The organism is Paenibacillus sp. GXUN7292 (assembly GCF_050864975.1).
Lineage (GTDB): Bacteria > Bacillota > Bacilli > Paenibacillales > Paenibacillaceae > Pristimantibacillus.
The window spans coordinates 223,593-248,181 of record NZ_JBOZWO010000004.1 but is presented as its reverse complement, the minus strand read 5'-3'; the positions used below and the strand labels follow the sequence as shown (position 1 = coordinate 248,181).

19 protein-coding genes are annotated in these 24,589 nt (G+C 42.7%); 16 read left to right on the top strand and 3 right to left on the bottom strand.

Annotated features, from left to right (window positions below; genetic code table 11):
• Positions 1-156 precede the first annotated feature (156 nt).
• From ACRRU2_RS06305 to ACRRU2_RS06285, 5 genes are all read left to right on the top strand, one after another.
• Positions 157-597 (top strand): helix-turn-helix domain-containing protein, encoded by a 441-nt coding sequence (locus ACRRU2_RS06305; protein WP_432500462.1) that lies wholly within the window; start codon positions 157-159, stop codon positions 595-597.
• Positions 594-1,328, top strand: a complete 735-nt coding sequence (locus tag ACRRU2_RS06300) for an ABC transporter ATP-binding protein (protein WP_432500461.1) — start codon at positions 594-596, stop codon at positions 1,326-1,328. Before ACRRU2_RS06305 ends, ACRRU2_RS06300 begins: the two co-directional genes overlap by 4 nt.
• On the top strand, positions 1,325-2,062 hold the full coding sequence (locus tag ACRRU2_RS06295) for an ABC transporter permease (protein ID WP_432500460.1): 738 nt from the start codon (positions 1,325-1,327) through the stop codon (positions 2,060-2,062). Before ACRRU2_RS06300 ends, ACRRU2_RS06295 begins: the two co-directional genes overlap by 4 nt.
• A 180-nt stretch (positions 2,063-2,242) precedes the next feature.
• Positions 2,243-3,280, top strand: a complete 1,038-nt coding sequence (locus ACRRU2_RS06290; RefSeq protein WP_432500471.1) for an alpha/beta fold hydrolase — start codon at positions 2,243-2,245, stop codon at positions 3,278-3,280.
• A gap of 100 nt (positions 3,281-3,380) precedes the next feature.
• Positions 3,381-9,209: an S-layer homology domain-containing protein gene (locus tag ACRRU2_RS06285; RefSeq protein WP_432500459.1), complete on the top strand. Its 5,829-nt coding sequence runs from the start codon at positions 3,381-3,383 to the stop codon at positions 9,207-9,209.
• 886 nt (positions 9,210-10,095) lie between these two features.
• On the opposite strand, the gene ACRRU2_RS06280 is transcribed toward ACRRU2_RS06285, so the two are convergent.
• A complete protein-coding gene (locus tag ACRRU2_RS06280; RefSeq protein WP_432500458.1) occupies positions 10,096-10,773 on the bottom strand; it encodes a DUF559 domain-containing protein in 678 nt (225 codons plus the stop codon).
• 199 nt (positions 10,774-10,972) lie between these two features.
• Between ACRRU2_RS06280 and ACRRU2_RS06275 the strand changes: the two genes are divergently transcribed.
• From ACRRU2_RS06275 to ACRRU2_RS06245, 7 genes are all read left to right on the top strand, one after another.
• Positions 10,973-11,593: a hypothetical protein gene (locus tag ACRRU2_RS06275; protein WP_331698502.1), complete on the top strand. Its 621-nt coding sequence runs from the start codon at positions 10,973-10,975 to the stop codon at positions 11,591-11,593.
• Between the two features lie 230 nt (positions 11,594-11,823).
• A complete protein-coding gene (locus ACRRU2_RS06270; RefSeq protein WP_331698501.1) occupies positions 11,824-12,060 on the top strand; it encodes a hypothetical protein in 237 nt (78 codons plus the stop codon).
• Between the two features lie 189 nt (positions 12,061-12,249).
• A complete protein-coding gene (locus ACRRU2_RS06265) occupies positions 12,250-13,224 on the top strand; it encodes a cation diffusion facilitator family transporter (protein WP_432500457.1) in 975 nt (324 codons plus the stop codon).
• A 172-nt stretch (positions 13,225-13,396) separates the two neighbouring features.
• The gene (locus ACRRU2_RS06260; RefSeq protein WP_432500456.1) at positions 13,397-14,428 is read left to right on the top strand and encodes an ATP-binding cassette domain-containing protein; all 1,032 of its coding nucleotides are present in this window, start codon (positions 13,397-13,399) and stop codon (positions 14,426-14,428) included.
• Complete coding sequence (locus tag ACRRU2_RS06255) at positions 14,425-15,240, top strand: ABC transporter permease (RefSeq protein ID WP_432500455.1); 816 nt, start codon at positions 14,425-14,427, stop codon at positions 15,238-15,240. The genes ACRRU2_RS06260 and ACRRU2_RS06255 overlap by 4 nt, the downstream gene beginning before the upstream one ends.
• Positions 15,241-15,256: 16 nt before the next feature.
• Positions 15,257-15,931: a response regulator transcription factor gene (locus ACRRU2_RS06250; RefSeq protein ID WP_432500454.1), complete on the top strand. Its 675-nt coding sequence runs from the start codon at positions 15,257-15,259 to the stop codon at positions 15,929-15,931.
• On the top strand, positions 15,928-17,004 hold the full coding sequence (locus tag ACRRU2_RS06245) for a sensor histidine kinase (protein WP_432500453.1): 1,077 nt from the start codon (positions 15,928-15,930) through the stop codon (positions 17,002-17,004). The genes ACRRU2_RS06250 and ACRRU2_RS06245 overlap by 4 nt, the downstream gene beginning before the upstream one ends.
• Here the strand turns inward: ACRRU2_RS06245 and ACRRU2_RS06240 are convergent.
• Positions 16,990-18,675 (bottom strand): response regulator transcription factor, encoded by a 1,686-nt coding sequence (locus ACRRU2_RS06240; protein ID WP_432500452.1) that lies wholly within the window; start codon positions 18,673-18,675, stop codon positions 16,990-16,992. The genes ACRRU2_RS06245 and ACRRU2_RS06240 overlap by 15 nt on opposite strands.
• Before the next feature lie 6 nt (positions 18,676-18,681).
• A complete protein-coding gene (locus ACRRU2_RS06235) occupies positions 18,682-20,418 on the bottom strand; it encodes a sensor histidine kinase (protein WP_432500451.1) in 1,737 nt (578 codons plus the stop codon).
• 204 nt (positions 20,419-20,622) lie between these two features.
• On the opposite strand from ACRRU2_RS06235, the gene ACRRU2_RS06230 reads away from it, so the two are divergent.
• The 4 genes from ACRRU2_RS06230 (at position 20,623) to ACRRU2_RS06215 (ending at position 24,576) form a co-directional block, all read left to right on the top strand.
• Positions 20,623-20,769 (top strand): S-layer homology domain-containing protein, encoded by a 147-nt coding sequence (locus ACRRU2_RS06230; protein WP_432500470.1) that lies wholly within the window; start codon positions 20,623-20,625, stop codon positions 20,767-20,769.
• 210 nt (positions 20,770-20,979) lie between these two features.
• Complete coding sequence (locus ACRRU2_RS06225; RefSeq protein WP_432500450.1) at positions 20,980-22,647, top strand: sugar ABC transporter; 1,668 nt, start codon at positions 20,980-20,982, stop codon at positions 22,645-22,647.
• 171 nt (positions 22,648-22,818) lie between these two features.
• On the top strand, positions 22,819-23,676 hold the full coding sequence (locus tag ACRRU2_RS06220) for an ABC transporter permease (RefSeq protein WP_432500469.1): 858 nt from the start codon (positions 22,819-22,821) through the stop codon (positions 23,674-23,676).
• Between the two features lie 24 nt (positions 23,677-23,700).
• Positions 23,701-24,576: a carbohydrate ABC transporter permease gene (locus ACRRU2_RS06215; RefSeq protein WP_432500449.1), complete on the top strand. Its 876-nt coding sequence runs from the start codon at positions 23,701-23,703 to the stop codon at positions 24,574-24,576.
• Positions 24,577-24,589: the final 13 nt, after the last annotated feature.

The following is a 24,589-nucleotide window of genomic DNA, read 5'->3' as shown; positions in this document are numbered from 1 at the left end:
TTAGAACCAAAAAGAAGATAGGCGGCTAAATAGATATCGGAACACCGATAGGTGATTTTGTTCTTATTGTTAACTAAACCGAACATTGTATGTTAGCTTAGATTGGTGGTTTAATCGGAAAACGGCTTTATAATAAGGGCAAGGAGTGTGAAAAGTATGATTTGCATGAACTTGAAAAATTTGCGAAAAAAGCATCGATATACGCAGGAAGACGTTGCTGATAGGATTGGAGTTTCAAGACAGGCTGTTGCAAAATGGGAGAACGGCGAAACCGTGCCGGATATTAATAATTGTATAGCTTTAGCGGAACTTTATGGGGTCGTATTGGACGACCTGGTTCATCATTCAGAAGAAAAAGAACAAATCGGCATTCGCCCAAAGGGGAAACACATATTTGGATTAGTGAAGGTTGGTGAACGCGGACAAATCGTTATACCGAAAAAAGCGAGAGATATTTTTAACATTTCTCAAGGTGACAGCTTAGTTGTACTTGGCGATGAGGCTGCGCATGGACTGGCGATTATGAAAAGCGAGGGATTGTTCCAGTTTGCACAAGATATAATGAATGCTCAGGAATGCGAGGAGGAAGAGGAGTGACAGCTATTCAAATAATGAGTTTAACGAAAAAATTTCGCGCAAAAACCGCGGTTGATTCTCTCAGCCTTTCGATAGAACAAGGCGAGCTTTTTGCACTGCTCGGTGTGAATGGCGCAGGCAAAACGACAACGATCAAAATGCTTACTTGCCTAAGCAAGCCCACTAGCGGAGATGCAGCATTGCTTGGGGACAGCATTGTATCCAAAGCTTATGCAGTAAAAGAAAAGATCGGCGTTTCCCCGCAGGAAACGGCCATCGCCCGCAATTTAACAGTGAGAGAGAATCTTGCTTTCATTGCAAAAATATATGAATTCAATAAAAATACTGTGGAGAAAAAAGTGGAAGAGATGCTCATAGCATTTGGTCTTAAGGAAGTGTCTAACGATAAAGCAAAAACGTTATCCGGCGGCATGCAAAGACGACTCAGTATCGCTATGGCTCTTATTTCAAATCCGCAAATCCTTTTTCTAGATGAGCCAACATTGGGATTGGACGTACTTGCAAGGCGAGAGCTGTGGAACATTATTGGAAGATTGAAGGGAAAAATAACTATTATACTAACGACTCATTATATGGAGGAAGCAGAAGCGCTTTCGGATCGAATAGGCATTATGGTAAAAGGAAAATTAAAAGCAGTTGGAACAGCGGCTGAATTGATGAAAAAGAAAAATGCGAAAACACTCGAGGATGCTTTTGTCTCCATCGTTGCAAAAGAGGGGGCTGTATCATGAAAGCACTAGCATTTGCCGACCGAAACCGCAAAGAGATGATTAGAGATCCTCTGAATTTAGCATTTGGAATAGGTTTTCCATTAGTCATACTATTCATGTTATCTGCCATGCAGGCGAATATCGAGGTTGAGCTATTTGTAATTAGCAATCTTATTCCGGGAATAGCCGTTTTCGGCCTTTCCTTTATTTCTTTATTCTCTGGCATGCTCATCGCCAAGGACAGGAGCACCTCGTTTCTGACGAGGCTGTTCACGGCTCCATTAACTGCCCGCGATTACATTATGGGTTATACTTTTCCGCTTATTCCCTTGTCCATTTTGCAAATTGCTATCAGTTTTGTTGCAGCATTTTTTATAGGGCTGCCTATCAACTTAAACGTTTTGCTTTCTATCATTGTGCTGCTTCCGACGGTTGTACTGTTTATAGCGATCGGACTGCTGGCAGGCAGCCTGTTAAATGACAAGCAAGTAGGAGGCGTCTGTGGTGCACTATTGACAAATCTTAGCGCATGGCTGAGCGGCACCTGGTTCGATCTGAATTTGATGGGCGGCTGGTTTAAAGAAATTGCATACACTCTTCCCTTCGCACATGCTGTAGACGCGGGCAGAGCTGCTATTTACAAAGACTATTCATCTATTTTACCGCATCTTTGGTGGGTGATTGGTTATGCAGCTGCCATCATGATTATTGCGATTTATGTATTTAACAAGAAAATGCAGAGTGATACGGATTAGCAAAGCAGCTCTCTCAATTTTTAATGCAGCCTTATGGGCTGCTTTTTTTGGATTTCTAATAATTGTTTGATATGTTTGATTCGCCTGATTTGTTTCTGTAAGTTTTCACTATTTGGTATAATGTGTGGAGCGAACTCATGTCTTTGATCAGCGCAGAAAAAGGAGCAGGAAAGCAATATGATTAGGAAATTGTTAAAAATACTTAAGATAAGTACAATAGCCGTTGTAATATTAATCTTTATTGGACTAATCTTTCCAACATGGACGCCATCTATTAAAGGGGCCAATAGCATTAGTGTGCTGGAAAAGGTAGAAATTAACGGAACAAAGCATGCTTTGATGATTCGCGGGGTGGATAAAAATAACCCTATTCTAATATTTGTGCATGGCGGGCCGGGCTGCTCGGAAATCCCCTATGTAAGGAAATATCAGAAACGGCTGGAGCAAAATTTTACGATCGTACACTATGATCAGCGAGGCAGCGGAAAGTCCTATCATTTTGGGGAAGACTACACTAATTTAACAACAGATTTGCTAGTCGATGATTTATTGGCTTTGACGGATTATATTACTGATAAGCTAGGACAGGAAAAAGTTTTGCTTGGCGGTCATTCGTTTGGTACTTATATCGGATTAAAGGCTGCAGCCAAGGCACCTGAGAAATTTAATGCTTACATAGGAATTGGGCAGGTGTCCGATCCTATTGCAAGTGAGTTGGATAGCTTGGAATATGCAATACGTCAAGCGAAACTCGCAAATCAATTCAAAGATGCGGAAATGTTAGAGCAAAGCAGAAGCTTAATAGAGAATGGAGAAATGCTTACACCAAGAAATATGATTCGCAAATACGGCGGTGCAGCTAGATTAATCGATGATAACCGGGATTATTATAAAGGCTTTCTATTCAGTCCTGAATATAACTTGCTGGATGTTGTTCGTTTTTTGACCGGGATTTCTGTCACCCAGGATGTTTTGTTGAAAGAGGAAATACAATATCCGATAACGAGTCTCGTGAAAAGGTTAGAAATCCCATGCTATTTTGTCATGGGCGCATATGATTATATGACTCCAGTTAATACGGCTAGAGCGTATTTTGAGATGCTGGAAGCACCCGTGAAGGATTTTGTAGTTTTTGAACATTCGGCTCATTACCCGCAGTTTGAAGAAGAGAAATTATTTGCACATTGGTTAAACCAAATAGTCCTTTACGATTTCTAAATATGCAGTTGATCTTCAGCAAATAATTACTTGATACCCTTATCTAGAACACAGAAAAATTCTATGGAATTTGAGTAGTTGATGAAAGGGGTATTTGGTAGTGATTAAAAGGAAATGGAAGAGATGGATACCTACGCTAGTATTGAGCAGCATGCTGCTTAGCGTGATCGTACCGTCAGCAGGTGCAACAAATGATGAAAGTACAACTGTTCAAGCATTAACAGCAGAGTACAATTCTGGCCCTGCATTGCTTATTACAGAAATGGTACCAGACACGGAAAATGTTAACAAGGCAGACGCATATGAGTTTGTTGAGGTTTATAATAATACAGATCAGCCAATTAATTTTGATGAGCAGTATTACTTTTTCTACAATAATGTTGATTCATGGAAAATGACAAAGGAAACAGATAACGTCATTATTCCGGCACATGAAGCAATCGTTTTTTGGATTATGAACGGAAATAATACCGATGAAACACTGGATAAGTTTCTAACTAATTTTTCTACAAGCACGGATCTTCAAGAAGGCGCGAATATATTTCGACTTGAAGGCGGCGGAGGAATGGCCAATTCGTCTGCTCGCAATTTGCAAATCAAGGAGAGAACTTCTAACGAAGTTGTAGTATCCGCTACTTATGAGGCAAGCCACGTCAAATTGAACAAAGGCATTTTCTTCGGTCATCCGGAAGGTGCAAGTAAAAATATGATCGTGATTATGCCTGATTCAGGCACTTTGGATGCAACTCCTGGAGTTGTAACTCCAGAGCAGATTAAACCGCCTGTTGTATCGGGGGCGCAGCCTGTAATTGTACATACGCCAGGCACTTTAATAGAAGCTGCCGATTACGAGATTTCAGCAGCGATCCAAAACTTTTCAGATTTTGAAGAAGGTCATTTGCCAGCAATGGAACTGCTGTATAAAACCACATCGCAAGAAAGATATACAATTGCTTCGATGATGTCTAAAGGTGAAGGGAAATTCAGTGCGATTATCCCTGCAGCAGCGTTGATCGAGCCTGAGCTTGAATACAAGCTTCGGGTTAAGGATACAACCGAAAGCTATTCGGCTCAAGTTAACTTGCCTGCATTTGATCCTGAGCAAGCGCCTGAACTGCTAGTTACTGAGCTTTTGCCTAATTCTAAAAATGTCAATAGTTCAGATGCTTATGAGTTTATTGAAATATACAATAATACCGACCAGCCGATAAATTTTAACAATTATAAAATATACTATCGTTACCCCGACAAAGGCCCTGTCGCCGATGTAAAATGGGCATCTACGAATGAGAAGTTTATTATTCCAGCGCAGCAGTCTGTTGTTTTTTGGATTGTTAACAGCGCAAATAGCCATTTTACAGTTCAAGACTTTAATACTTTTTTTAATACAACACTGGTAGAAGATAAAGACTTGTTCATGATTAAGAGTGACGGGATGGCTAATTCCGGCCGCCGAGCAGTTGTTATCAAAACGAATACAGGCAAGGAAATTTCTGCTGCTTATTATGATGCAGATCAAATGTATGACGGCGGAGTAAAGAGCGATGAAACGAAAGAGGATCGTGGCATTCAATATAAATATCCGGTTAACGGCAGTGTAAATATGATCAAAGCTAGCTCCGGTACAGCAATGGGTTCGCCAGGCAGCATCGATGCTTCACAGGTTCCTGCTATTCCGAAGCATGTCATTCCCGACACGATTGAACCAGCCGTCACTGACATGACTAATGTAGACCAGATCGATCAATCGCAATCGCTTGATCTTAAGGTGCGGGCTGAGGATGACAAGCAAATTACTTCTGTTGAAGTATTTGTACGCTCCGACAAGCAAACGGTCTTTGTTAGCGAATATTTAATACAGGATTACAATGACAAGCTGTATCACTATAAGCTTCCTTCTGCTGATCTTATCGGCAGAGCATACGTCGAATATTATTTCAGTGTGTCCGATGGCACAAATGCGGTAGATACAGATGTTAAAAGGGTGGAGATTGTTGGCGGTCCTGACCAGTCGCCTTTGAGACTGAATGTAAAAGATGGCGATATTATTAGCGGAACTGCCATACTGAAGGGCACCGCACAAATTCCTGGTCAAGAGCCGCTAACATTAAGCATTGACGGCAGTGAGATTGCTGACAGCAGTACATCGTATGCTTTGGAGAATGATGCTTACTTTGTATTTGAAGCTAAAAATGTTGACTATTACTTCAAAAACGGAATTACAATGGGACCGCCCGAGCTTGGCGATGCTACCATTTTGTATACGTTTATGGATCCAATTCCGAATTATACGACTCTATCATTTCCAATCCCTGCTGACCGATTGAAGCTTGGCAGTGATAATGTGATTTATATTCGCGCAGGGTCCAAGTCATCGCCGTTTGATCCTCGTCCAGAAGAAAATAAGGATGATTTTGAAATTAAAAATATACGTTTGCTGCTTGCAGACGGAACTGAAATAAAAGATCCACTTTATGCTGATCGCGATAAGGAAATCAAGATGGGAGACAGCGCCGGCAAGCATGAGTCGATTGGCTTCCAGTTCAATTTGACGCCTGAGATGCTGAAAGCTAAAGCGTATGAATGGGACACAACGGCATTGGAAGATGGCATTCATGTAATAAAAGCAAAGCATCAATCGGAAGAGGTATCCGCTAATGTTTCGGTTGATAATACTGCACCTTCGATCGAGCCAAGCATTGAAGAAGGCAAGCAATACCGCGGAACTTTTGAGATCAATGCCGCGATTGCAGATGCGCTTTCGGGTGTGGAGCATGTAGAAACGAAGCTTGACGGACAAAATATTACATTGCCGTATGCCACTTCATCTGGAAGTCTAAGCGGCGGTATTCATACGTTATTTATTAAGGCAACAGATAAAGCAGGCAATGCAACAGAAAAAAACGTTCAATTTGAAGTTCCGGATGAGAATCCAAATTCTCCAGAACTTATCGGGCCGACGGATGGAAAGAGCGTTTCTGGAAGCAGCGCGAACTTGACAGTAAAGGTGGAGGATCCTGAGGGAGATGCGCTTGATGTTTCCTTTTATAAGGGATTCAAGTATGACAGTAAACATAGAACAGGCTTCAAAGGCTTTAAGCATGCATCGGATACAGAGCCGCCTAAAGTGATGGTTCCAAGTGGAGAAGAACCGCTTACTGAGGAAGATTACGCAAAAATTGGCGAGCAGGATGGACAATATTTAGTAAATGATGCTGTAGAGCAATTCCCGTATCAGCGTTATGAAATCAAACTTGACCCTTCTGTAAAAGCAGCCGATCAAGCTGTTATAGAGTGGAAAGGAAATTCACTCAAAGGCCGTAAAGTAAGCTTGTATGCATGGAGCTACACAAGCGGAGCTTGGGAGCTGTTGAACAGTAAAATAGCTGGAACGGAAGATTTCGAGCTGACTGCTGTAGTAAAAGCTGGGGATTATGCAAAGGATCATACGATTCAAGTTCTCGTTCAAGATGAGATTGCGGCTTTGTCATCATCTTCGCCAGTTACAGAGGACCGATATGATTTTACAATCGGATGGATGTCCGATACACAATATTATTCCGAAAGCTATCCTCATATTTATGAGTCGATCGTAAAATGGTTTGCAGATAATAAAGAGAAGATTAATTTGAAATATATTGTTCATACAGGCGATATCGTGGACAAGGAATATCAAGAGTACCAATGGATAGCAGCCGATAAAAAAATGAAAATACTAGAGGATGCCAATATTCCATACGGCGTATTAGCTGGCAATCATGACGTCGGCCATCAAAATAATGATTATACGAAGTACTATGAATATTTTGGCGATTGGCGTTTCAAGGATATGCCGACGTTCGGCGGCTCCTATAAAAACAACCGGGGACACTATGATCTCGTGTCGGCAGGCGGAAATGATTTCATCATCGTCTATATGGGCTGGGGATTGGCTGATGAGGAGATCGAATGGATGAATGAAGTCGTCTCTAAATACCCGGAACGTAAAGCAATTCTAGCTCTGCATGAATATTTGCTAGTATCGAATAACCGTGCGCCAATCGCAGATAAAATCTACGAGAAGGTTGTCTTGCCAAACAAAAATGTATTCGCAACATTATCGGGTCACTACCATGATTCACAGCTGAAAATTGATGAAGTGGATGATAACGGCGACGGTATTGTGGATCGCAAGGTTTATCAAATTCTTGCCGATTATCAAGGAGCGGCAGAAGGCGGTCTTGGTTTTATCCGGCTTATGCAATTTGATATCGAAAATAATAAGCTGCACATGAAAACTTATTCACCTTATTTGAATGAATACAATTATTATGATCCAATTCAATATCCAGGCAAGGATGAGTTCTCGCTTGATCTGGATTTACAGCCAAAAACGAAGCGCGTCGCTACTGATTATATTGGCGTAAAGGTGTACACAGACCAATTAATTGGCAGTACGAGCAATGTGTCAAGCGGAACTGAAACAACAGTCAGTTGGAATAATTTAAGAAGCGATATGTACTATCAATGGTATGTACAAGCAGAAGATGCTAACAGCGGTATCGTTTTATCCGATATTTGGGGCTTCCAGACAGGGAGAGCCGGCGGCGGTACTGGAGAAACAGGCGGTACAACACCTACTCCTGATCCCGAGCCAACGCCATTGCCGAAGGTAGAAGCAGGTAAGATTACGTTCCAGCCTGGCAAAGCAAACGACAAGTATACTGTTGACCGGGCAGCTTTGGAAAAAGCGATGGAACAGACGAATAACGGAGAAATTGGGATTCATATAGCAGATAAACTGGCGAGCGGCTCTAACATAAGGCTTGAGCTGGATGCTGCCGCGTGGCAGGAAGCAAAAGCACGCAAGCTGCTGATTGAAATCGTAACGCCGGCTTTAGAGTTGAAGATTCCAGCTGCATCGTTGCCAGATCATACTGCCGATGCGGAAACGATTGTACTGGAGCTCGAAGCTTTATTGAATAAAGCTTCTGAGGGTTTAACCAATCAATGGGTCAAGGCAGACGACAAGCTTAATTCCGCTAAGATTGCCTTTGGATTGACTCTTCGCTCGAAGAAAAATGGTAAGGAAGCTTTGGTGCTTCAGTTAAGAGAACCGGTGACCCTGACTATGACATTGACCGATGAGCAGCATCGCCAATTGAACAGCGAGTTTGCAGGCGTTTATGCCGTATATAAAGGAGAAGCCTTTTATATTGGCGGAAAATTTGCGGGGAATACGGTAACCTTTACTGCTGATCAACTATCACAATTTGCTGTTTTAGAATTTTACAAAGCTTTTGATGATGTAGCAGGAGGCTGGGCGGAACCATATATTCAGAAGCTTGCAGCCAAGCATATTATCCGCGGTATTGATAATCACCGCTATGGTCCGCAGCGAAGCGTATCGCGCGCTGATTTCGCGACACTTATGATGCGCTCACTGGAACTGTCGAAGGCGGAGATTGAAGATTCATCTTCTGTATTTAGCGATGTGCCTGCCGATACTTACTATTCTGATTATATTGCTAAGGCAGCTGCATTAGGTGTCATTCAAGGCAGCGGAGGAAAATTTCGTCCTTTGGATACCGTAACTCGTGAAGAAGCTGCTGTTATGATGGCTAGGCTGGCAGCCGTTATGGGGAAAACAAAGCAGAATCAAAGTGCAGATCAAAAACAAGATCTGAACCAGATTCAGAACCCAGATCAGAACCCAGATCAGAACCGTGATCAAAACCATGATCAAAAAATGGATCAAAACCAAAACAGCATTTCTGCTTCTTCGTTCACAGACTTTGGACTTGTATCGGAATGGGCAGTTGCCGCGGTAAATGAAGTGAGATCGCTCGGTATTATGAACGGTAAAGACGGTAATCGCTTCGATCCGAAAGGTAATGTAACACGGGCCGAGCTAGCCAAAATGCTGTATCAGCTATTGAACCTTAAATAAGGAAATAAGTGAGACTGTCGATTCATTGTGGGCAACTATTGAGAAGGAATGAGAAAGGGGAAACGGAGAGCAAGAATGGGAATGGAGAAGCGGTAGCGTCCGCCTTTGTAGGCTAATTTTTTTCCTTTACATGGGTTATTTATTCATAAAAATTAGACTACAACAGCGGTCGGAATCCCAATCTTGATCGCAGTGATCCCCTTTCTATTGCTTGTTGCAACTATCCACAATTAATCGACAGTCTCTAAGTAAAAGTTAATTTTTAAAAGAATCGAAGTATGAGTCTAAGTAATCCCCGTCAGGCGCTGTACTGTTGTGTTCGAAGTAGAATTCGGATGCTGCATGGTGCTTGGCGGGATTTTTTTGTCAAACTCCTAGGGGATTTGGGAACAAAAGGTGAGTAGCTAAGCAAACCGGGCAACTAAATACAATTTATGCATCTAAATTATCCTTTTTTTAACGGAAAAAGGAAACTAAATGCATTTTATGTATCTAGATTCCCTTTTTTGCTGAAAAAAAGGAATCTAAGTACATTTCCTGTATCTAGTTTGATCAAAATTCACCATTTCTCGTGAAATACTTCAAACTAACTGTAGTTTTTCCCTTTAGATTCAGAAAAACGCCAAATTCCTTAAAACTAAGGACATGAAATACAGTTAGTTGAGAAAAGATAGAGAAGCTCTGAAGCATACAAGAAGATCGCCTCGTTGTTCTTGCTTGCTCAACTAGGAGGGGGCGATCTTTTTCATTTTTGGCAATTTAATATGTTAGCAGTAGTAGATTGCACCAGTTGCATTGATCTAATAAGAATCACTAGCTGGCATCAGTTGCATCGATCTAGTAGGACGCACTAACTGCATCAGTTGCATAAACCTAATAAATGTACTCACAATAACCCGCTATCTAGGCCTTGTCTAGTTAGTTCATAATACAACGTGCGCTGACCAGTGCCGCGCTGTATCGGCTTTAACCACCTTTTTTTACATAGACGCTGCAGATGAGCTACGGAGGTTCGTGGATCGATTGAGAAATGTCTGGTCACGTCGATTGGTCGGATTGGTCGAGCTAGTGATAAAGCGAGGCGAATTATTTCATTATCAGCGAAAAAGACTCGTTCTACCTTACTGTTATCCGATTCGAAGCGACTGAGTACGATTCGGAGTAAATGTATACATAGTTCAGGCCGTTGAGAAACATCATCATAAGAAAATGAAATGACCTGAAATCCCATCCCTGTTAAAAAAGTTTCCCGATTTAACTCGCTGCAGTATTTACTGCGATCCATGTTCGTAACATGTTCTCCGAAGCCTTTAATTTCAATAATAATTTTACATGATTTAGGCATGTACAAATAATCAGCAAAGTAAGACCTGCCACGCCAATCTAAAACTTCATATTCCGGATGTAAATAATCAAAATGTCCCTTTAGCGGCCACCAAACATTTTCAGCAAATAATTTTTCTGCGTGCCCGTAGCCGCGCTCCAAGCGTCCTTTTCTTTCGCCTGAGCGTTGATTCAAATGAAATTGGACAAATGTATCAAGAGCCTCTTCGAATCGATCCATTCCAAATCACCTCTATAAAAAAAGTAAAACGCCCCCATTCATCAAAAAGATGGATGAGGACGTTCTCCGCCGTATGGAATTATTATACAACAGTGAAGCATAAAAGCCTAGTTTGCTAGATTAACGGACACGCGCTTATAATAGATGTAAAGTTACAACTATGTGGTTGGTATGAATGAGGCAGAAGGGATTGTGGAAAATGAGCAATGAGACAACGAAAGAGGAACTAAATAATAAACAGAATACAATGACCGAGGAAGATTGGTCTCAGTTAATAAAAGCTGTTCATCATAACGGCACGGTAGCTTTAAAAATGTACTTTGAAGACGTTGAAGGACAAATCTCGAATGTTGAAGCATATGGGCCTATTTTTGTTTTTCATGTGAAGGATGAATCGGAAAGTATATATTCCTGTGGTTTCTTTCTGAGAGAGCTAGTAGCCAAATTCCAGTCAGGCAATGATCCGGCGATGTGGATGGCTTCTTTCTTCTTCAATTTGATGGAAACCAAAGGCGGTAAAACTTTGCCACAGCCGGCTGCAAGTAAAGATGAAGCTAATGCGATCATGGACAAGATTATCGTCCCACAATGTATGAAAGCTGTAAAAGAGGAGTTTGCACCAGAGCAGATACATGCAGGTCTAGCGCTCAACGAGCAGCTTGGTCCGGTATTTGAAGTCGGATTTCCAACGATTAAAGATGGAAATAACGTATGTGCGATTCCATTGCATTTATTGCTAACCAATTATCAACTGAATCGAGATCCTGCTGAATTGTTGATTCAAGGCTTGTATAAAATTAAAAGTGAGCATAGCGAGTAGGAATTGAACATTAAAAGGCCTAATTTTTTAACGGATAGGCTTGGTGGTAAGCGTTAGATTACAGACCATTCCTCAGCTAGATCATAAACCGACCGTCGTACAGTTAGATTACGAATCAGGATATTGTTGTTCAGTTCTATAAGCGAGCTCTTCTATGCGACATATGCCAATACGTTATATAATTGATCTGATACCAACTATTATTGTTTCAATTGTGCAAAGGAGACATCATGGGAAATTATCAGATCTGTGATTTTTGCGGGAATCTGTCTGAAAAAAGAAGTAAAAAAATGTGCCAAAGCTGTGAGGAGAATTATAATAAAATCCGCAGCATCATTGAGGCATACCCGGATACAATCGTTTTAGATATTTCGAATCAAACTGGAATTAGTGTCAGCCGGATTTTATCGTTTGTGAAAGTTGGCTATTTTACGATGAAGGAAGGATCGTTGGGCGTTAAGGATTAGCAGCATCTTACATAATGGGGGCGTGGCTTGGTCTCTTTAGTGAATCTCACTAGAGAGATTTTTTTATGCTTATTTTGTGATTTAGCCTAATAACATTTGCAGCAGCTGTAAAGAATAGATATATAAGAGCTGGATAAAGGCAGAATAAAACTGAATCCAAGCAATGGTTGCCTAGGTGCGGGAGGTATTATGAGAAATAAGGAAAGTATATTTAAAAAGGGGAATAGAGCGGCATTACTTGCTTCAATCGTAAATACGATAATTGCCATTATTAAAGGGGTAGCGTATTTTTTTACTGGAAATGTGGCTATGTTTGCTGAAATGATGCATTCTTTTGGAGACGCAGCAAATCAGCTTTTTGTTTTTATAGGAAGTGCTTTAAGCAAGAAGCTGCCAACTAACCGTTTTCCTGATGGATTTGGCAGGCTTGTTAATCTGGTTTTGCTTGGAGCGGTTATTATTGTAGGCGTTATGAGCTACGAAACGATTAAAGAAGGAATTATGCATATTTTGCATCCTACTGAATCTACGGGGCTGCTAATTAATATTTCTGTATTGGGAGTAGGCTTTTTGCTTGAGGTTTACGTCCTTTACAAAGCGATGAAGGAAATTGTTCATGAAACTGGAGGGCAAGCTAATGGCCTTGCCGTTATAGCAATGAGCTTCAAAAATTTCAAAGCGTCAAAGCCTGCCACAAAGCTTGTTTTTATGGAAGATATGGTGGCTACATTGGGCGGAATTATTGCAATCATCGGGATTCTTATATCCTATTTTGCAGGATGGCATGCGGCTGAGGGAGTAGCCTCGGTTATTATTGGTATCATGATGTTTTACGTCGTCGGGAACGTGTTTATGGACAATGCCAAAGGAGCGCTTGGCGAGGCGGATGATGAGCTTGAAGATAAGATTGCCGAGTATATCTTCACAAATTCTGAGATAAGGGATATAAAGACGCTGTTTGCCATTAAAGAAGGAGAAAATTATCATATCGAAATGAAGCTCGAAATTGACGCTTCCTTAACAGTAGCCCAAGCGATTGCTATAAAAGAGCGCATTGAAGGGAAGATTAGCGAGATAAATGGAATAACAGATGTTATCATCGAGTTTCTGGTAGATGATGGCGTAAGAACTTGGTTCAATCATGCTCATAAAGATGTAAACTGATCAATCGTATTCATGAATAGGCCAGCCCTTGCAGTATCCCTTTAATAATTATTGAAATCCACCTGGGTTGTTCAATAATTATTAAGGGGATTTTTTTGTCTTTTATACCGTTCATATTCAGTTCATAAATGAAAGTTATCATCCTTTTAAATAAATGCAGGGAGGAATCACAATGATTTATGAACATAAGAAGAAAAAATATACAAGCAGTGGGGAGTGGGCAGTTGAGGCGCAAGGGTTAGTTAAAACCTTCGGCAGCAATCATGCAGTAGATGGTGTGGATTTAAAAGTAGGTGCCGGTACGATCTATGGCGTGCTCGGTCCCAATGGTGCAGGCAAGACGACGACAATTAGAATGCTTGCTACTTTATTGCGGCCTGACGGCGGATCCGCTCGCATCTTTGGATATGATGTTGTGAAGGAGCCTCAAATTGTGCGTCAATTAATAGGAGTGACCGGTCAGTATGCTTCGGTTGATGAGTCACTTAGCGCCACAGAAAATTTGATTATTTTCTCAAGGCTGCTTGGGTTAGGGCGTGCTGAGGCAAAGCGGAAGACAGCGGAGCTGCTTGAAGAATTTGGGCTGAGCGAAGCAGCAAAAAGGCCATTGAAGCATTTCTCAGGAGGCATGCGCCGCCGGCTGGATTTGGCAGCAAGTCTTATTGCTCAGCCGCCGCTTATCTTTTTGGATGAACCGACTACGGGGCTTGATCCGCGTACCCGTGCACAGATGTGGGATACGATCCGCCGATTGGTGAAGACGGGCTCAACTGTGCTTTTAACGACGCAGTACCTTGATGAAGCCGATCAATTAGCAGATCGAATTGCAGTGATCGATAGCGGCAGAGTGGTAGCTGAGGGCACTGTGGATGAGCTTAAAACTTCTATTGGAACTTCAGCACTGCACTTAAAGGTACAAGATTCACAAGAAATGGAGAGAGCACGTCAACTTGTCGGCAGGCTGCTTGATATGGAGTCTAAGGTGATAGTGGAAGCCAATAAAATTACTGCACCACTGGCTAATGCTAATATCGTTACAGATTTACTTATCGGTTTACGCGAGGCAGGGATTCATCTTGAAGAGATCAGTGTGCAAAAGCCAACACTCGATGAAGTCTTTTTAGCTACCACCGGCCGTGGAGTAAAAGAGAAGAATTCAATGGACCTAAATGAATCTAATGAAGAAGTGGAGATAAAAATATGAGAGATACAGTAGTTAACCCTATCGCAAACAGGAAATTGAAAAAACAGACGAGCTTGTCACAAACCATTCGCAACTCCTTGACAATGGCTTATCGAGGTCTCTTAAAGATTCGGCGTACGCCGGAGCAATTATTTGATGTTACACTCCAGCCGATCATATTTACTTTAATGTTTGCTTATATATTTGGGGGGGCTATATCTGGTAATATTGATAATTATTTGCCGGTTATTATACCTGGCATTCTTGTGCAAACGGTAATTACTACCTCAATTGTTACAGGTGTTCAGCTTCGCGAGGATATGGATAAGGGAGTATTTGACCGCTTCAAGTCGCTCCCAATAGCGCGCATTGCACCACTGGCAGGAGCGCTGCTTGCTGATACGATTCGTTACACGATAGCGACTACAATCACTTTCATTATGGGGTATATAATGGGTTACCGGCCAGATGGAGGCTTGGAGAACGTAGTCGTTGCTGCTATTCTAGTTATTGTATGTGCATGGGCAATCAGCTGGATCTTCGCATTTTTTGGCGTTATTGCGCGTACTGCTTCAAGTGTGCAGGGGATTTCTATGATTGTTCTGTTTCCGCTAACCTTTGTTTCTAATGCTTTTGTACCGGTTGACACGATGCCGAGCTGGCTAAAATGGTTCGCAGACGTTAATCCGGTTTCACACCTCGTAACTGCGGTGCGTGAGCTGACTAATACAGGTACGGTCGGCTCTGATTTTTTATTTTCGCTCCTTGGGGCTGCTGTTGTCGTAGCTATTTTTGCTCCGCTTACGGTACGCGCCTATATGCGCCGTACTTAATCAAAGGGGGATTGTAATGGCTCTGATTTTAGTTGTCGATGATGATCCGCATATCCGTGAATTAGTAAGTCATTTTTTGGAGCTGGAAGGGCTGAACGTAGTTGAAGCGGTGGATGGCTTGGATGCGCTGCGCATTCTTGATGCTGCTCAAATTGATTTAGTTATTCTTGATATTATGATGCCCGGCATGGACGGCTGGGAGCTATGCCGCGAGCTGCGGGAGCAGACGGATTTGCCGCTGCTGATGCTGACTGCCAAGGGCGAAACCTCTCAAATTATAAAAGGCTTTGAGCTGGGAACAGACGATTATCTCGTAAAGCCATTCGATCCATTAGTGCTCGTTGCGCGGGTAAAAGCACTTTTGAAGCGATACAAAATTATGACCTCACAAATTATACAAATTGGTGATCTTACACTGCGTCGTGATACGTTCCAGTGCTGGTTGGCTAATAATGAGATGACCTTGCCGCTGAAGGAGTTTGAGCTATTATTTAAGCTTGCAAGCTATCCGGGTAAAACATTTCCGCGTGATCAGCTGATCGAGCAAATTTGGGGTTTTGATTATGAGGGCGACGAAAGAACGGTCGATGTGCATATTAAACGGCTGCGTGAACGATTCACTGAGGAAAGCAGCGCATTCCGGATCAGCACAATCAGAGGGCTAGGCTACCGGCTGGAGGTGCTGCAGTGAAGCGAAAACCAGGATTTCTTCATATTGCTTTAAATGTATTATTAGTCGTATGTGTAGTAATTCTTAGCTGGACGGCCGCTTTTTATATTACTGGCTTTCTTTACAGCAAAGTAGCCTGGGAGCCTCACGATTTGCTCGCCTTTCTTATTAACGCAATGCTTGGCTTTTTTATTTTCGGTCTAGCTATTTCGATTGCCGGGCCATTTGTTAAAAGAAGAGAGCATCATTATTGGTCGGAATTGATAGATGCTTTAAGACGTATCTCGCGTGGTGATTTTCGTGTTAATTTGGATGCTGGGTTTGGCTCTGCTCATAACAACCAGCGGCAAAATCATCCCTATGCTCAGCTCGTAAACAGCATTAACGATATGGCTGCTAACCTCAAAGTGATGGAGGAGCTGCGACAGGAGTTTATTTCCAATGTATCCCACGAAATCGGATCTCCGCTTACTTCCATTAGCGGTTTTGCCAAAGCGCTAAAAAATGAAAATCTGGACCGGGAGCGGCGTCAGCGTTATTTGACGATTATTGAGACGGAATGCTTAAGGCTGTCAAAGCTGAGCGATAATTTAATGAAGCTCGCCGTGCTGGATTCTGAGCGTCATCCATTCAAGCCGATGCCTTATCGGCTTGATAAACAGCTAATCGCTCTTATTCTTACTTGTGAACCGCAGTGGGAAGCCAAAAAAATCGAGATGGATGTTGACGTTGAAGAAGTTGAAGTTGTCGCAGATGAGGATCTAATGAGCCAGGTATGGGTGAACCTTATTCATAATGCAATTAAGTTCACCCCGTATAGCGGAAAAATTAGTGTTGTGCTCACGAGAAGCGGGGACCAAGCTATCATTCGCGTTGCAGACACGGGTTCGGGAATTGCTGAAAAGGATCAGCTGCGTATTTTTGAACGGTTTTACAAAGCGGATAAATCACGAGAACGTACTTCTGGAGGCAGTGGACTGGGGCTTTCCATCGCACAGAAGATTACGGAAATGCACCATGGCTTGATCTCTGTATCGAGCAAGCTGGGAGAAGGAACGGAATTTAAGGTGCTGCTGCCGTTAAATGTGAGATAGATCGCAGCCCACAGTATTTCGATATTCCTGCGGCGTCATTCCGGAATATTCGCGGAAAACTTTAATGAAATACGGTGTGCTTTGATAACCGCAAGCAACAGCAATATCCTGCACCTTGCCTCGCGTTTGCTGAAGCAGCTGTTCGGCGCTGTTCATGCGCACCTGAAAGATGTATTCCGTAATGCTTTGCCCTGTTTCCATGCGATAAATTTTAGATAATGACGATGGATGCAGGTACACATGCTCTGCAATACGCTGCAGCGATATATCAACTGATAAATTTTGCTGAATAAAAGATTGCGCCTTACGTATGATGGCGCTTTTATTATCGGTTTCTTCCACGGCAAAATGATCGGTTAATTGCTCCAGTGTGTGCATACTCCATTCCTTTAACTGCTGAACGGATAGAAACCGATTGGCGTGAAAGGTTTTAATTAGGCTGCTGCCGCACAGCTCCGCAAGCAGCCTGCCATTTTTGTGGGCGATGAACAGATATGCCTGATAAATAGAATGGTAGGCTTCAAGAAGATGCTCCTGCGAATCGCCCCATTTGCTATCTAATTCATCAAAAATGTGCAGAAGCTTTTCTTTGGCGCCGCTCCAATTGCCATGCTGCATCAAATGAATGAGAGATGGAGGCTCGTGCAGCATAGATAGCGTTTGAATGCCGCCGCTGCCGTTGTTATTCCCCGCTTGTACATAGCCCGCTCTTTTCTCACTGCCCACGGTTTGCAATAAAGCAGCGGAAGTAGTCTCGTACATAGACGAGAGCTCTTGCGGAAACAAGGCGCTCTGGCTGCATAAGATCGACACGTCCCCTTTTAAAAACTGTTGTACATGCTGCCTAATCGTCTCGCCCAATTCCTCCAAGGTTTGTTTGCAGGATTTACCGGATTGCTCAGCTGCCAGTGTGGAACGCTGCCCGTAAGCTTCAAGCACTCGCTTTTGATACGGAGAAAGCACGTACACATGATAGCCGTAATCGTCCTTCGTATGCCAAAGATGAAATCTCCACTCCAGCACCTCGCTCACAATATTGTATAGGGCATATTCCATAAGCCCCAGATCATGGGGATTATAACGCGAGAATTGCTCCTCCATACGGATCAGCATCAAGCGGGCAGATGAGCCGAAGCCGAAAGGAAGCTCAAGCTCCTCGAGCTTGGTTTCGTATTGTTCCTTAGAAAATCGAATTCCATACAAAATATCAAATAAGAACCGTTCACGGATTGTAGGCAGATGCTCTTTTAGCGTACTGACGGTCTTTTGCCGGGAAAGGGAGTCAGCCTGCTCTTCATGCCATTGCGCGGCTGTTCTTTGCAACACTTCTTTTAATGCATTCATCTTTACTGGTTTAAGTAAATATTCGATAGCATGCAATTGTATAGCCTGCCGGGCGTATTCAAACTCGGAGTAGCCGGATAATAAAATGCATTTGACACCTTCTTGAGTATCAGCAACATGCCTGATCAGCTCAAGCCCATTCATTCCAGGCATTTGGATATCCGTCAGTAATATGTTAATCGAAGTATTTCTCATCAGCTTAATTGCTTCATCAGCGTTATAAACTTTGCTGACACTCTCAAGATGAGGAATATTCCAGGAAGCGACAATTTCTGCAAGTCCATCGGCGATGGGCTGTTCATCATCAACAATTAGCAATCTCGCCATAGCCATCTACTCCTTATGTTCAGAAAATATAATGTTTATTTGTGTTTTTAAGCCGCCGGAAGGGGAATGGAATAATTCCAGGCCCGCACTGCTCCCGTATTGAAGCAACAGCCGCTGATGAACATTCCAGATGCCGATTCCTCCCTCATGCACTTCCGGAGGCTGCGAAAGACTTAAGCGCAGCTTGTCAAGCTCTTGTTCCGTCAGCCCCGACCCATTATCTTCAATCACTAATTGAAGACGGTTGCCATTCACGTAGCTGGCAATACGAATCCATAAAGGCCCTGACTTTTGAGCAAAGCCATGAACGATGGAATTTTCAATAATAGGCTGAAGGATCAGTCGTGGAACTGGCACATTATTCACATCATCCGAAATATCCAATGTATAGGTTAGACTCGGCATGCGTATTCGATGAATTTCCAAGTAATTTTGCAAGACTTGTATTTCTTCGCGAAGCGTTGAAGCTGTATGCTCCAGCCTTGTCGTATAACGGTAATATTCTCCTAAATTGGTTACCATGGCATCAATGGCTTCACGGTTGCCGCGGTAATTCATAATGCTTATAAAGTGAAGACAATTATATAAAAAGTGCGGGTTGATTTGCGATTGCAGCTGCTTTAAGGATGCGGTTTGAGAGCGCAGTTTTTCTTTGTAAACATTTTCTATCAAATGTTGAATTTCAGATGCCATTTCATTAAAACGATAATTAAGAAAATCAAATTCGTTATTATGCTTGCCTTCAATGCGGGAAGAGTAATCGCCATTGCGCAGCTGAGTAGAGCTGATTATCAGTTTCTTGATCGGCAGACGTACTTGCCTGTACAACGTAATCGCCAGAAAGAGCAGGACAGCCCCCAAGCAGCTTGCTGTGATAAAGAAAATTGTACGGCTCATCATGATTGGTTTAACTAATGGCCCAAGCGGTTCGTAGTCAACTAAATACCAGTCTAGCAAGTCAGATTTAATATAGGAGAGTAAATATTCTTCATGATTAATAGTAATTGTTTTGTACTGGCTATTCAGCAGCGTTTGCGAATCCAAATGTGCGGTGACCGTTGCTACCAGCTTTTCTTCTGCAGTGCTGTTCAATATGTGCTGTCCGGAAGGATGATACAAGAAAGGGTCATTGCGACCTTCATTTTTGAAAGAATCTAGCATTTTAGTAAAATTATGCGCTTGAAACTGAATTTCGAATAAATCAGCTTCGTCCCCTCTTTTAATTCTGCTGAAAGGATCCACCAAAGTAGTCGTAAATACGGACTTGCTGATGCTTTTGTCCGGCTTGTACGCCCATTTAATTCCCTGATCCTCAGGCGGAGGAAGTAACTCAATATTGCTTAGGCTTAAATCTGAGGAATTAATCAGACGCTTGACAGTTGGAGAATAAATAGAAACATAAGTAATCCAGCCTGATGCGGTATTTAGATGTGTCAGCTTGGAACGGATGCGGTTTAGCGCTGCTACGTTTTCATATTTCAGATCATCCAAAGAATAAGAGTTGGAAAACTGTTTGACGTCAGGATCAAGCATAAGCGAAAAAACATTGTTGACAATTTGATTAATGTTGCCGTCGATTTGACTGCGGAAAAACTGCAGCCGGTTAGAGTTGGAGCTGAGTACCTGTTCTTTGACAGCCCGAACGCTTTCCCAATTGGCGTAGCCATATAAAAAGAAGACTGGAACTAATAAAACAAAAATAAGGAGAAACAGTCTGCTTAAAGTTTTTAAACGGATAGGCATGTAGTCAGCTCCATTGTCAGGATGTAGGTGTGCAGATGAGTATATCATACCGCAAAAAATGATAGCAGATGCGATTCTGTGAAAGATGGCTCTTAAATTTATATATTGGCTTGATTGTTTATATTTCAAAAAAACTGTGCCTGTTATACTGTGAACGAATAAGTGATTAATCGCAGCTCTCATTAAAAAAGGAGGACGACAGCGATAAAGTCGGATATTGCGGGCCACTGGGCGGAGGGGGGCATGCAGAATTGGATTGGCCTTGAGCTGCTTAAAGGGTATGCGGGCAAGTACAAGCCGGATACCACCATTCTTGGACAGGCGGTGGCGTTTGGAACCCCAAAGATTTAAGCATTATTGATTTGGTTGATCCAAAAAAGCAGTATATCGGCGGAAAGAAGAAAGCGTCCTTTTGTTTTTGAGGCTGCTTTTTACAGCAGAATCCTCAAGTGCGACAAGATGGCTTTCAAAGTTACATTTTCACTGGATTGTTTATATATCTAAGCAGGAGCGCCGCCTCTATACTTTAAAGTGTAATCAAATTTATTAAGGGGGATATACATGCATCGAATGAAACGCAAGTCACTAACGGTTGTATTAGCCGTCATTATGCTGTTTAGTTTATTGGCAGCATGCGGCAAGAGCGGAAATGGTAATTCAGTTTCTTCATCATCGCCAGGCGCCAATACAGAGTCTGCTGCTCCGGAATCGTCGCCAGATGCTGCTAACGAGCCTGTTACAATTACAACTGCAGGCTGTATTATAGGAACGGAGCAGTTCAAAGAAGGAGAAACGCTGGAAGATAACGTTACCACTCGTTGGGCTAAGGAAGAGCTTGGCATCGAAATCAAATACTTGTGGACGACTTCGGCTGAGCAATGTGCCACCAAGCTGCGACTATCTTTATCCTCTAATGAACCGCTGCCGGATGTGCTGTTCACCTACGAGTATGACTTGGTAGCTGATCTGATCGAAGCAGGTAAATTAATGGATTTGAAGGATGTATTCAATCAATACGCTTCAGAAGATTTCAAGAAATCATTAGAAGACCCAAGCATGTGGGCGAAGGTTGTCAAGGATGGCGGACGGTACGCGATTCCGATGGTAGAGGGTAAATACCAGAACGAGCCGGTGCTGTGGCTGAGAGAAGATTGGATGACAAAGTTTAATTTTCAGGCTCCTAAGACGCTTGATGATTTGGAAATCATCATGGACAAATTTGTGAATGGGGACCCGGATGACAACAACAAGAAGGATACAGTAGGCATATCGATGGGGCTTGCTGAGTCATATAACGAAAACATGAGTGATGCAAGCTGGGTGTTTGGTGCATATGGCGCAATGCCAGGCTATTTCATTGAAGGCGAAGATGGAAAATTAACTTACGGATCAATCGCGCCGGGCGCCAAGGATGCTCTGGCACGTCTAAGAAGCTGGATGGAAAAAGGCTATATTCATAAAGAAGCTTTGACGCATGGAAAGGTTCAAGCAGCGGAAATGATGAACACTGGCAACTCCGGTATACTGGCAGGTCCTTACTGGCAGCCGGACTGGCCAATTCAAGACGTTGCGGTTAACAGCCCGGGAGCAATTGTGAAAGCTTATCCGCTTCCAGCAGGTCCGGACGGAAAAGTAGGCCGTCGCGGCGCAGACATAGACAATGCTTTTCTAATTGTAAATAAAGACTTTAAACATTCGGAAGATTTATTCCGCTATTTGAACAAGTTGTTTGAAGGACAGAATAAAGTTCCTGGCTCCGAGTTTGAAAATGGCTTTTTCGAAGGCTATGACTATGTAATGAAAGACGGCAAGCCATTCTATGAGGATGAGAACCGCATTGATCTTGCCCGCAACTTTATAACGGTTCCGCCGCGCGATCCGTATCTTGAAGTCAGTATATTTAGAGATCTCGTACAAGGCAAAAAACCGGAAACAGCTTTCCAAGAAGCTCTCTCAAAACGCAATCCGGCTATTTTGGAAGCTGCAGTAATTTCGATGGATATGAAGGATGCATCGGTATATAACCTTCACCGCGGTATGCCTACCAAAACGATGGCTGCCAAATGGGATTATTTGCAAAAGCTGGAGAAAGAGTTTTATAGCAAGGTCGTGATGGGCGAAACGCCTATTGATCAATTTGATCAATTTGTTGAGAAGTGGCTGTCCTCTGGCGGCGCCGATGTCATTAAAGAAGTAACAGAGCGCTACGAAGCGAATAAAAACTCCTAGGTTATTGGGAGAGTATGATGATGCCCCGTCTGCCCCGGCATATGCCGGGGAGATGCGGCAGTAGAAAGAGGTATCGTAGTGAAACGGAAACAAACATCAACAGCTGCAGAAGCAGCGAAACTATCCGCAGGGAGACCATTCACTTGGAATAAAGCGTGGACGCTCCATTTGATGATCCTCCCGGGGCTCCTTGCTCTTCTTATTTTTTCTTATCTTCCAATGGCAGGGCTCGTGATCGCTTTCCAGGATTTCAAGCCTTGGCTAGGAGTTGCAGGTTCTCAGTGGGTTGGGCTCGATAATTTTCGCATGATGTTTGAAAGGCCGGACAGCATTCAAGTCATTTGGAATACGCTGATTATTTCCAGCGCGAAGATTATTGCAGCGCCTTTGTCCTCGATCGGTTTTGCGCTGCTCTTAAACGAAGTAAGAATGATGTTTTTTAAGAGAGCCGTGCAAACATTAGTATATTTGCCGCATTTTCTGTCATGGGTTATTTTGGGCGGTATTTTAATAGAGGTGCTGTCTAATGCGGGCCTTGTCAATCGGGCGCTGCAGTGGATATTCGGCGTAGACAATATTCCTTTTTTGATGAATGGCAATTGGTTTCGCTTTACGGTGGTCGTCTCGGATGTATGGAAGGAGTTTGGCTTTGGCGCTATTGTATTTTTGGCTGCTTTGACGAGCATTAATCCTTCCTTGTACGAAGCTGCTGAAATCGATGGGGCAAGCAGATGGCGCCAGACGCTGGTGATTACGCTTCCAGGCATCATGCCAATCATTGTTCTTATGTTTACATTGTCGCTGGGCAATGTTCTGAACGCCGGTTTTGATCAAATTTTTAATATGTACAATTCGCTCGTTTATGATAAGGCCGATATTATCGATACATTTGTTTACCGCACAGGTATTTTGGGCGGCGGAATGGGCTTTGCTACTGCGGTGGGCATGTTCAAGTCCGTAGTCGGTTTAATCTTAATTTTGTTGTCTTATCGTTTAGCTTACAAGATTGCAGATTATCGTATTTTTTAAAAGCTTGGCTGAGGAGAATGACCAATGTATCATAAAACGCCATCCTATAAAGTTTTTTATGCGTTCAATATTGCGCTGTTGTCGGTACTGGCTATTCTGTGTATTTTGCCGCTTATTAACGTGCTGGCGATTTCATTCAGCTCCAGATATGCGATTGATTCCAATCTGGTTACGCTATGGCCGGTGGAGTTTACATGGGAAGCCTACTTAAAAACGCTGCAAAATGATCATTTTGCAAGAGCGATGGGAATTACGCTTGAACGGACTTTGCTTGGCACGGCGCTGAGCATGCTATTTACGATTATTACTGCTTTTCCACTGTCGAAACCTGATATGGTGTTCAAAGGCCGCACAATATATGCTTGGGTATTTTTATTTACAATGCTGTTCAGCGGCGGGTTGATCCCGTCTTACATTTTGATTCAAGAACTGGGGCTTATGAATAGCATATGGGCACTTGTCCTGCCGCCTATTAATATTTTCAACATATTGCTGCTGCTCAATTTTTTTCGCGGCATTCCGAAGGAGCTGGAAGAGGCGGCATTTATTGATGGAGCTGGCTACTTTCGCAGCCTGGTGAATGTCTATGTGCCTTTATCACTTCCCGCTTTAACGACACTGTCTCTCTTTTTCATGGTAGGGCATTGGAATTCCTGGTTTGACGGTATGCTCTATATGACGGATATGAAGCAATGGCCGCTTAGCACTTTAATGCGCACAATTGTTGTCGAGCTTGATTTTACTAAAATTACAATGGATCCTGCAGAAATGCGGCTTTTGTCTGAACGTTCGGTGAAAGGCGCGCAAATTTTTATTTCGATATTGCCGATTATACTCGTCTATCCGTTTTTGCAGAAGTATTTTGTGAAAGGGCTTGTGATGGGATCTATGAAGGAATAGGTCGTGGAAGGAG

Excerpts from the sequence above, each read along its gene's own strand:
- ACRRU2_RS06275 (WP_331698502.1), top strand. The coding sequence starts at position 10,973 with ATGAGCAATGAGACAACGAAAGAGGAACTAAATAATAAACAGAATACA.
- ACRRU2_RS06295 (WP_432500460.1), top strand. The coding sequence starts at position 1,325 with ATGAAAGCACTAGCATTTGCCGACCGAAACCGCAAAGAGATGATTAGA.
- ACRRU2_RS06240 (WP_432500452.1), bottom strand. The coding sequence starts at position 18,675 with ATGGCGAGATTGCTAATTGTTGATGATGAACAGCCCATCGCCGATGGA.
- ACRRU2_RS06270 (WP_331698501.1), top strand. The coding sequence starts at position 11,824 with ATGGGAAATTATCAGATCTGTGATTTTTGCGGGAATCTGTCTGAAAAA.
- ACRRU2_RS06265 (WP_432500457.1), top strand. The coding sequence starts at position 12,250 with ATGAGAAATAAGGAAAGTATATTTAAAAAGGGGAATAGAGCGGCATTA.
- ACRRU2_RS06255 (WP_432500455.1), top strand. The coding sequence starts at position 14,425 with ATGAGAGATACAGTAGTTAACCCTATCGCAAACAGGAAATTGAAAAAA.
- ACRRU2_RS06220 (WP_432500469.1), top strand. The coding sequence starts at position 22,819 with ATGATCCTCCCGGGGCTCCTTGCTCTTCTTATTTTTTCTTATCTTCCA.
- ACRRU2_RS06235 (WP_432500451.1), bottom strand. The coding sequence starts at position 20,418 with ATGCCTATCCGTTTAAAAACTTTAAGCAGACTGTTTCTCCTTATTTTT.
- ACRRU2_RS06215 (WP_432500449.1), top strand. The coding sequence starts at position 23,701 with ATGTATCATAAAACGCCATCCTATAAAGTTTTTTATGCGTTCAATATT.
- ACRRU2_RS06280 (WP_432500458.1), bottom strand. The coding sequence starts at position 10,773 with ATGGATCGATTCGAAGAGGCTCTTGATACATTTGTCCAATTTCATTTG.
- ACRRU2_RS06250 (WP_432500454.1), top strand. The coding sequence starts at position 15,257 with ATGGCTCTGATTTTAGTTGTCGATGATGATCCGCATATCCGTGAATTA.
- ACRRU2_RS06225 (WP_432500450.1), top strand. The coding sequence starts at position 20,980 with ATGCATCGAATGAAACGCAAGTCACTAACGGTTGTATTAGCCGTCATT.
- ACRRU2_RS06305 (WP_432500462.1), top strand. The coding sequence starts at position 157 with ATGATTTGCATGAACTTGAAAAATTTGCGAAAAAAGCATCGATATACG.
- ACRRU2_RS06260 (WP_432500456.1), top strand. The coding sequence starts at position 13,397 with ATGATTTATGAACATAAGAAGAAAAAATATACAAGCAGTGGGGAGTGG.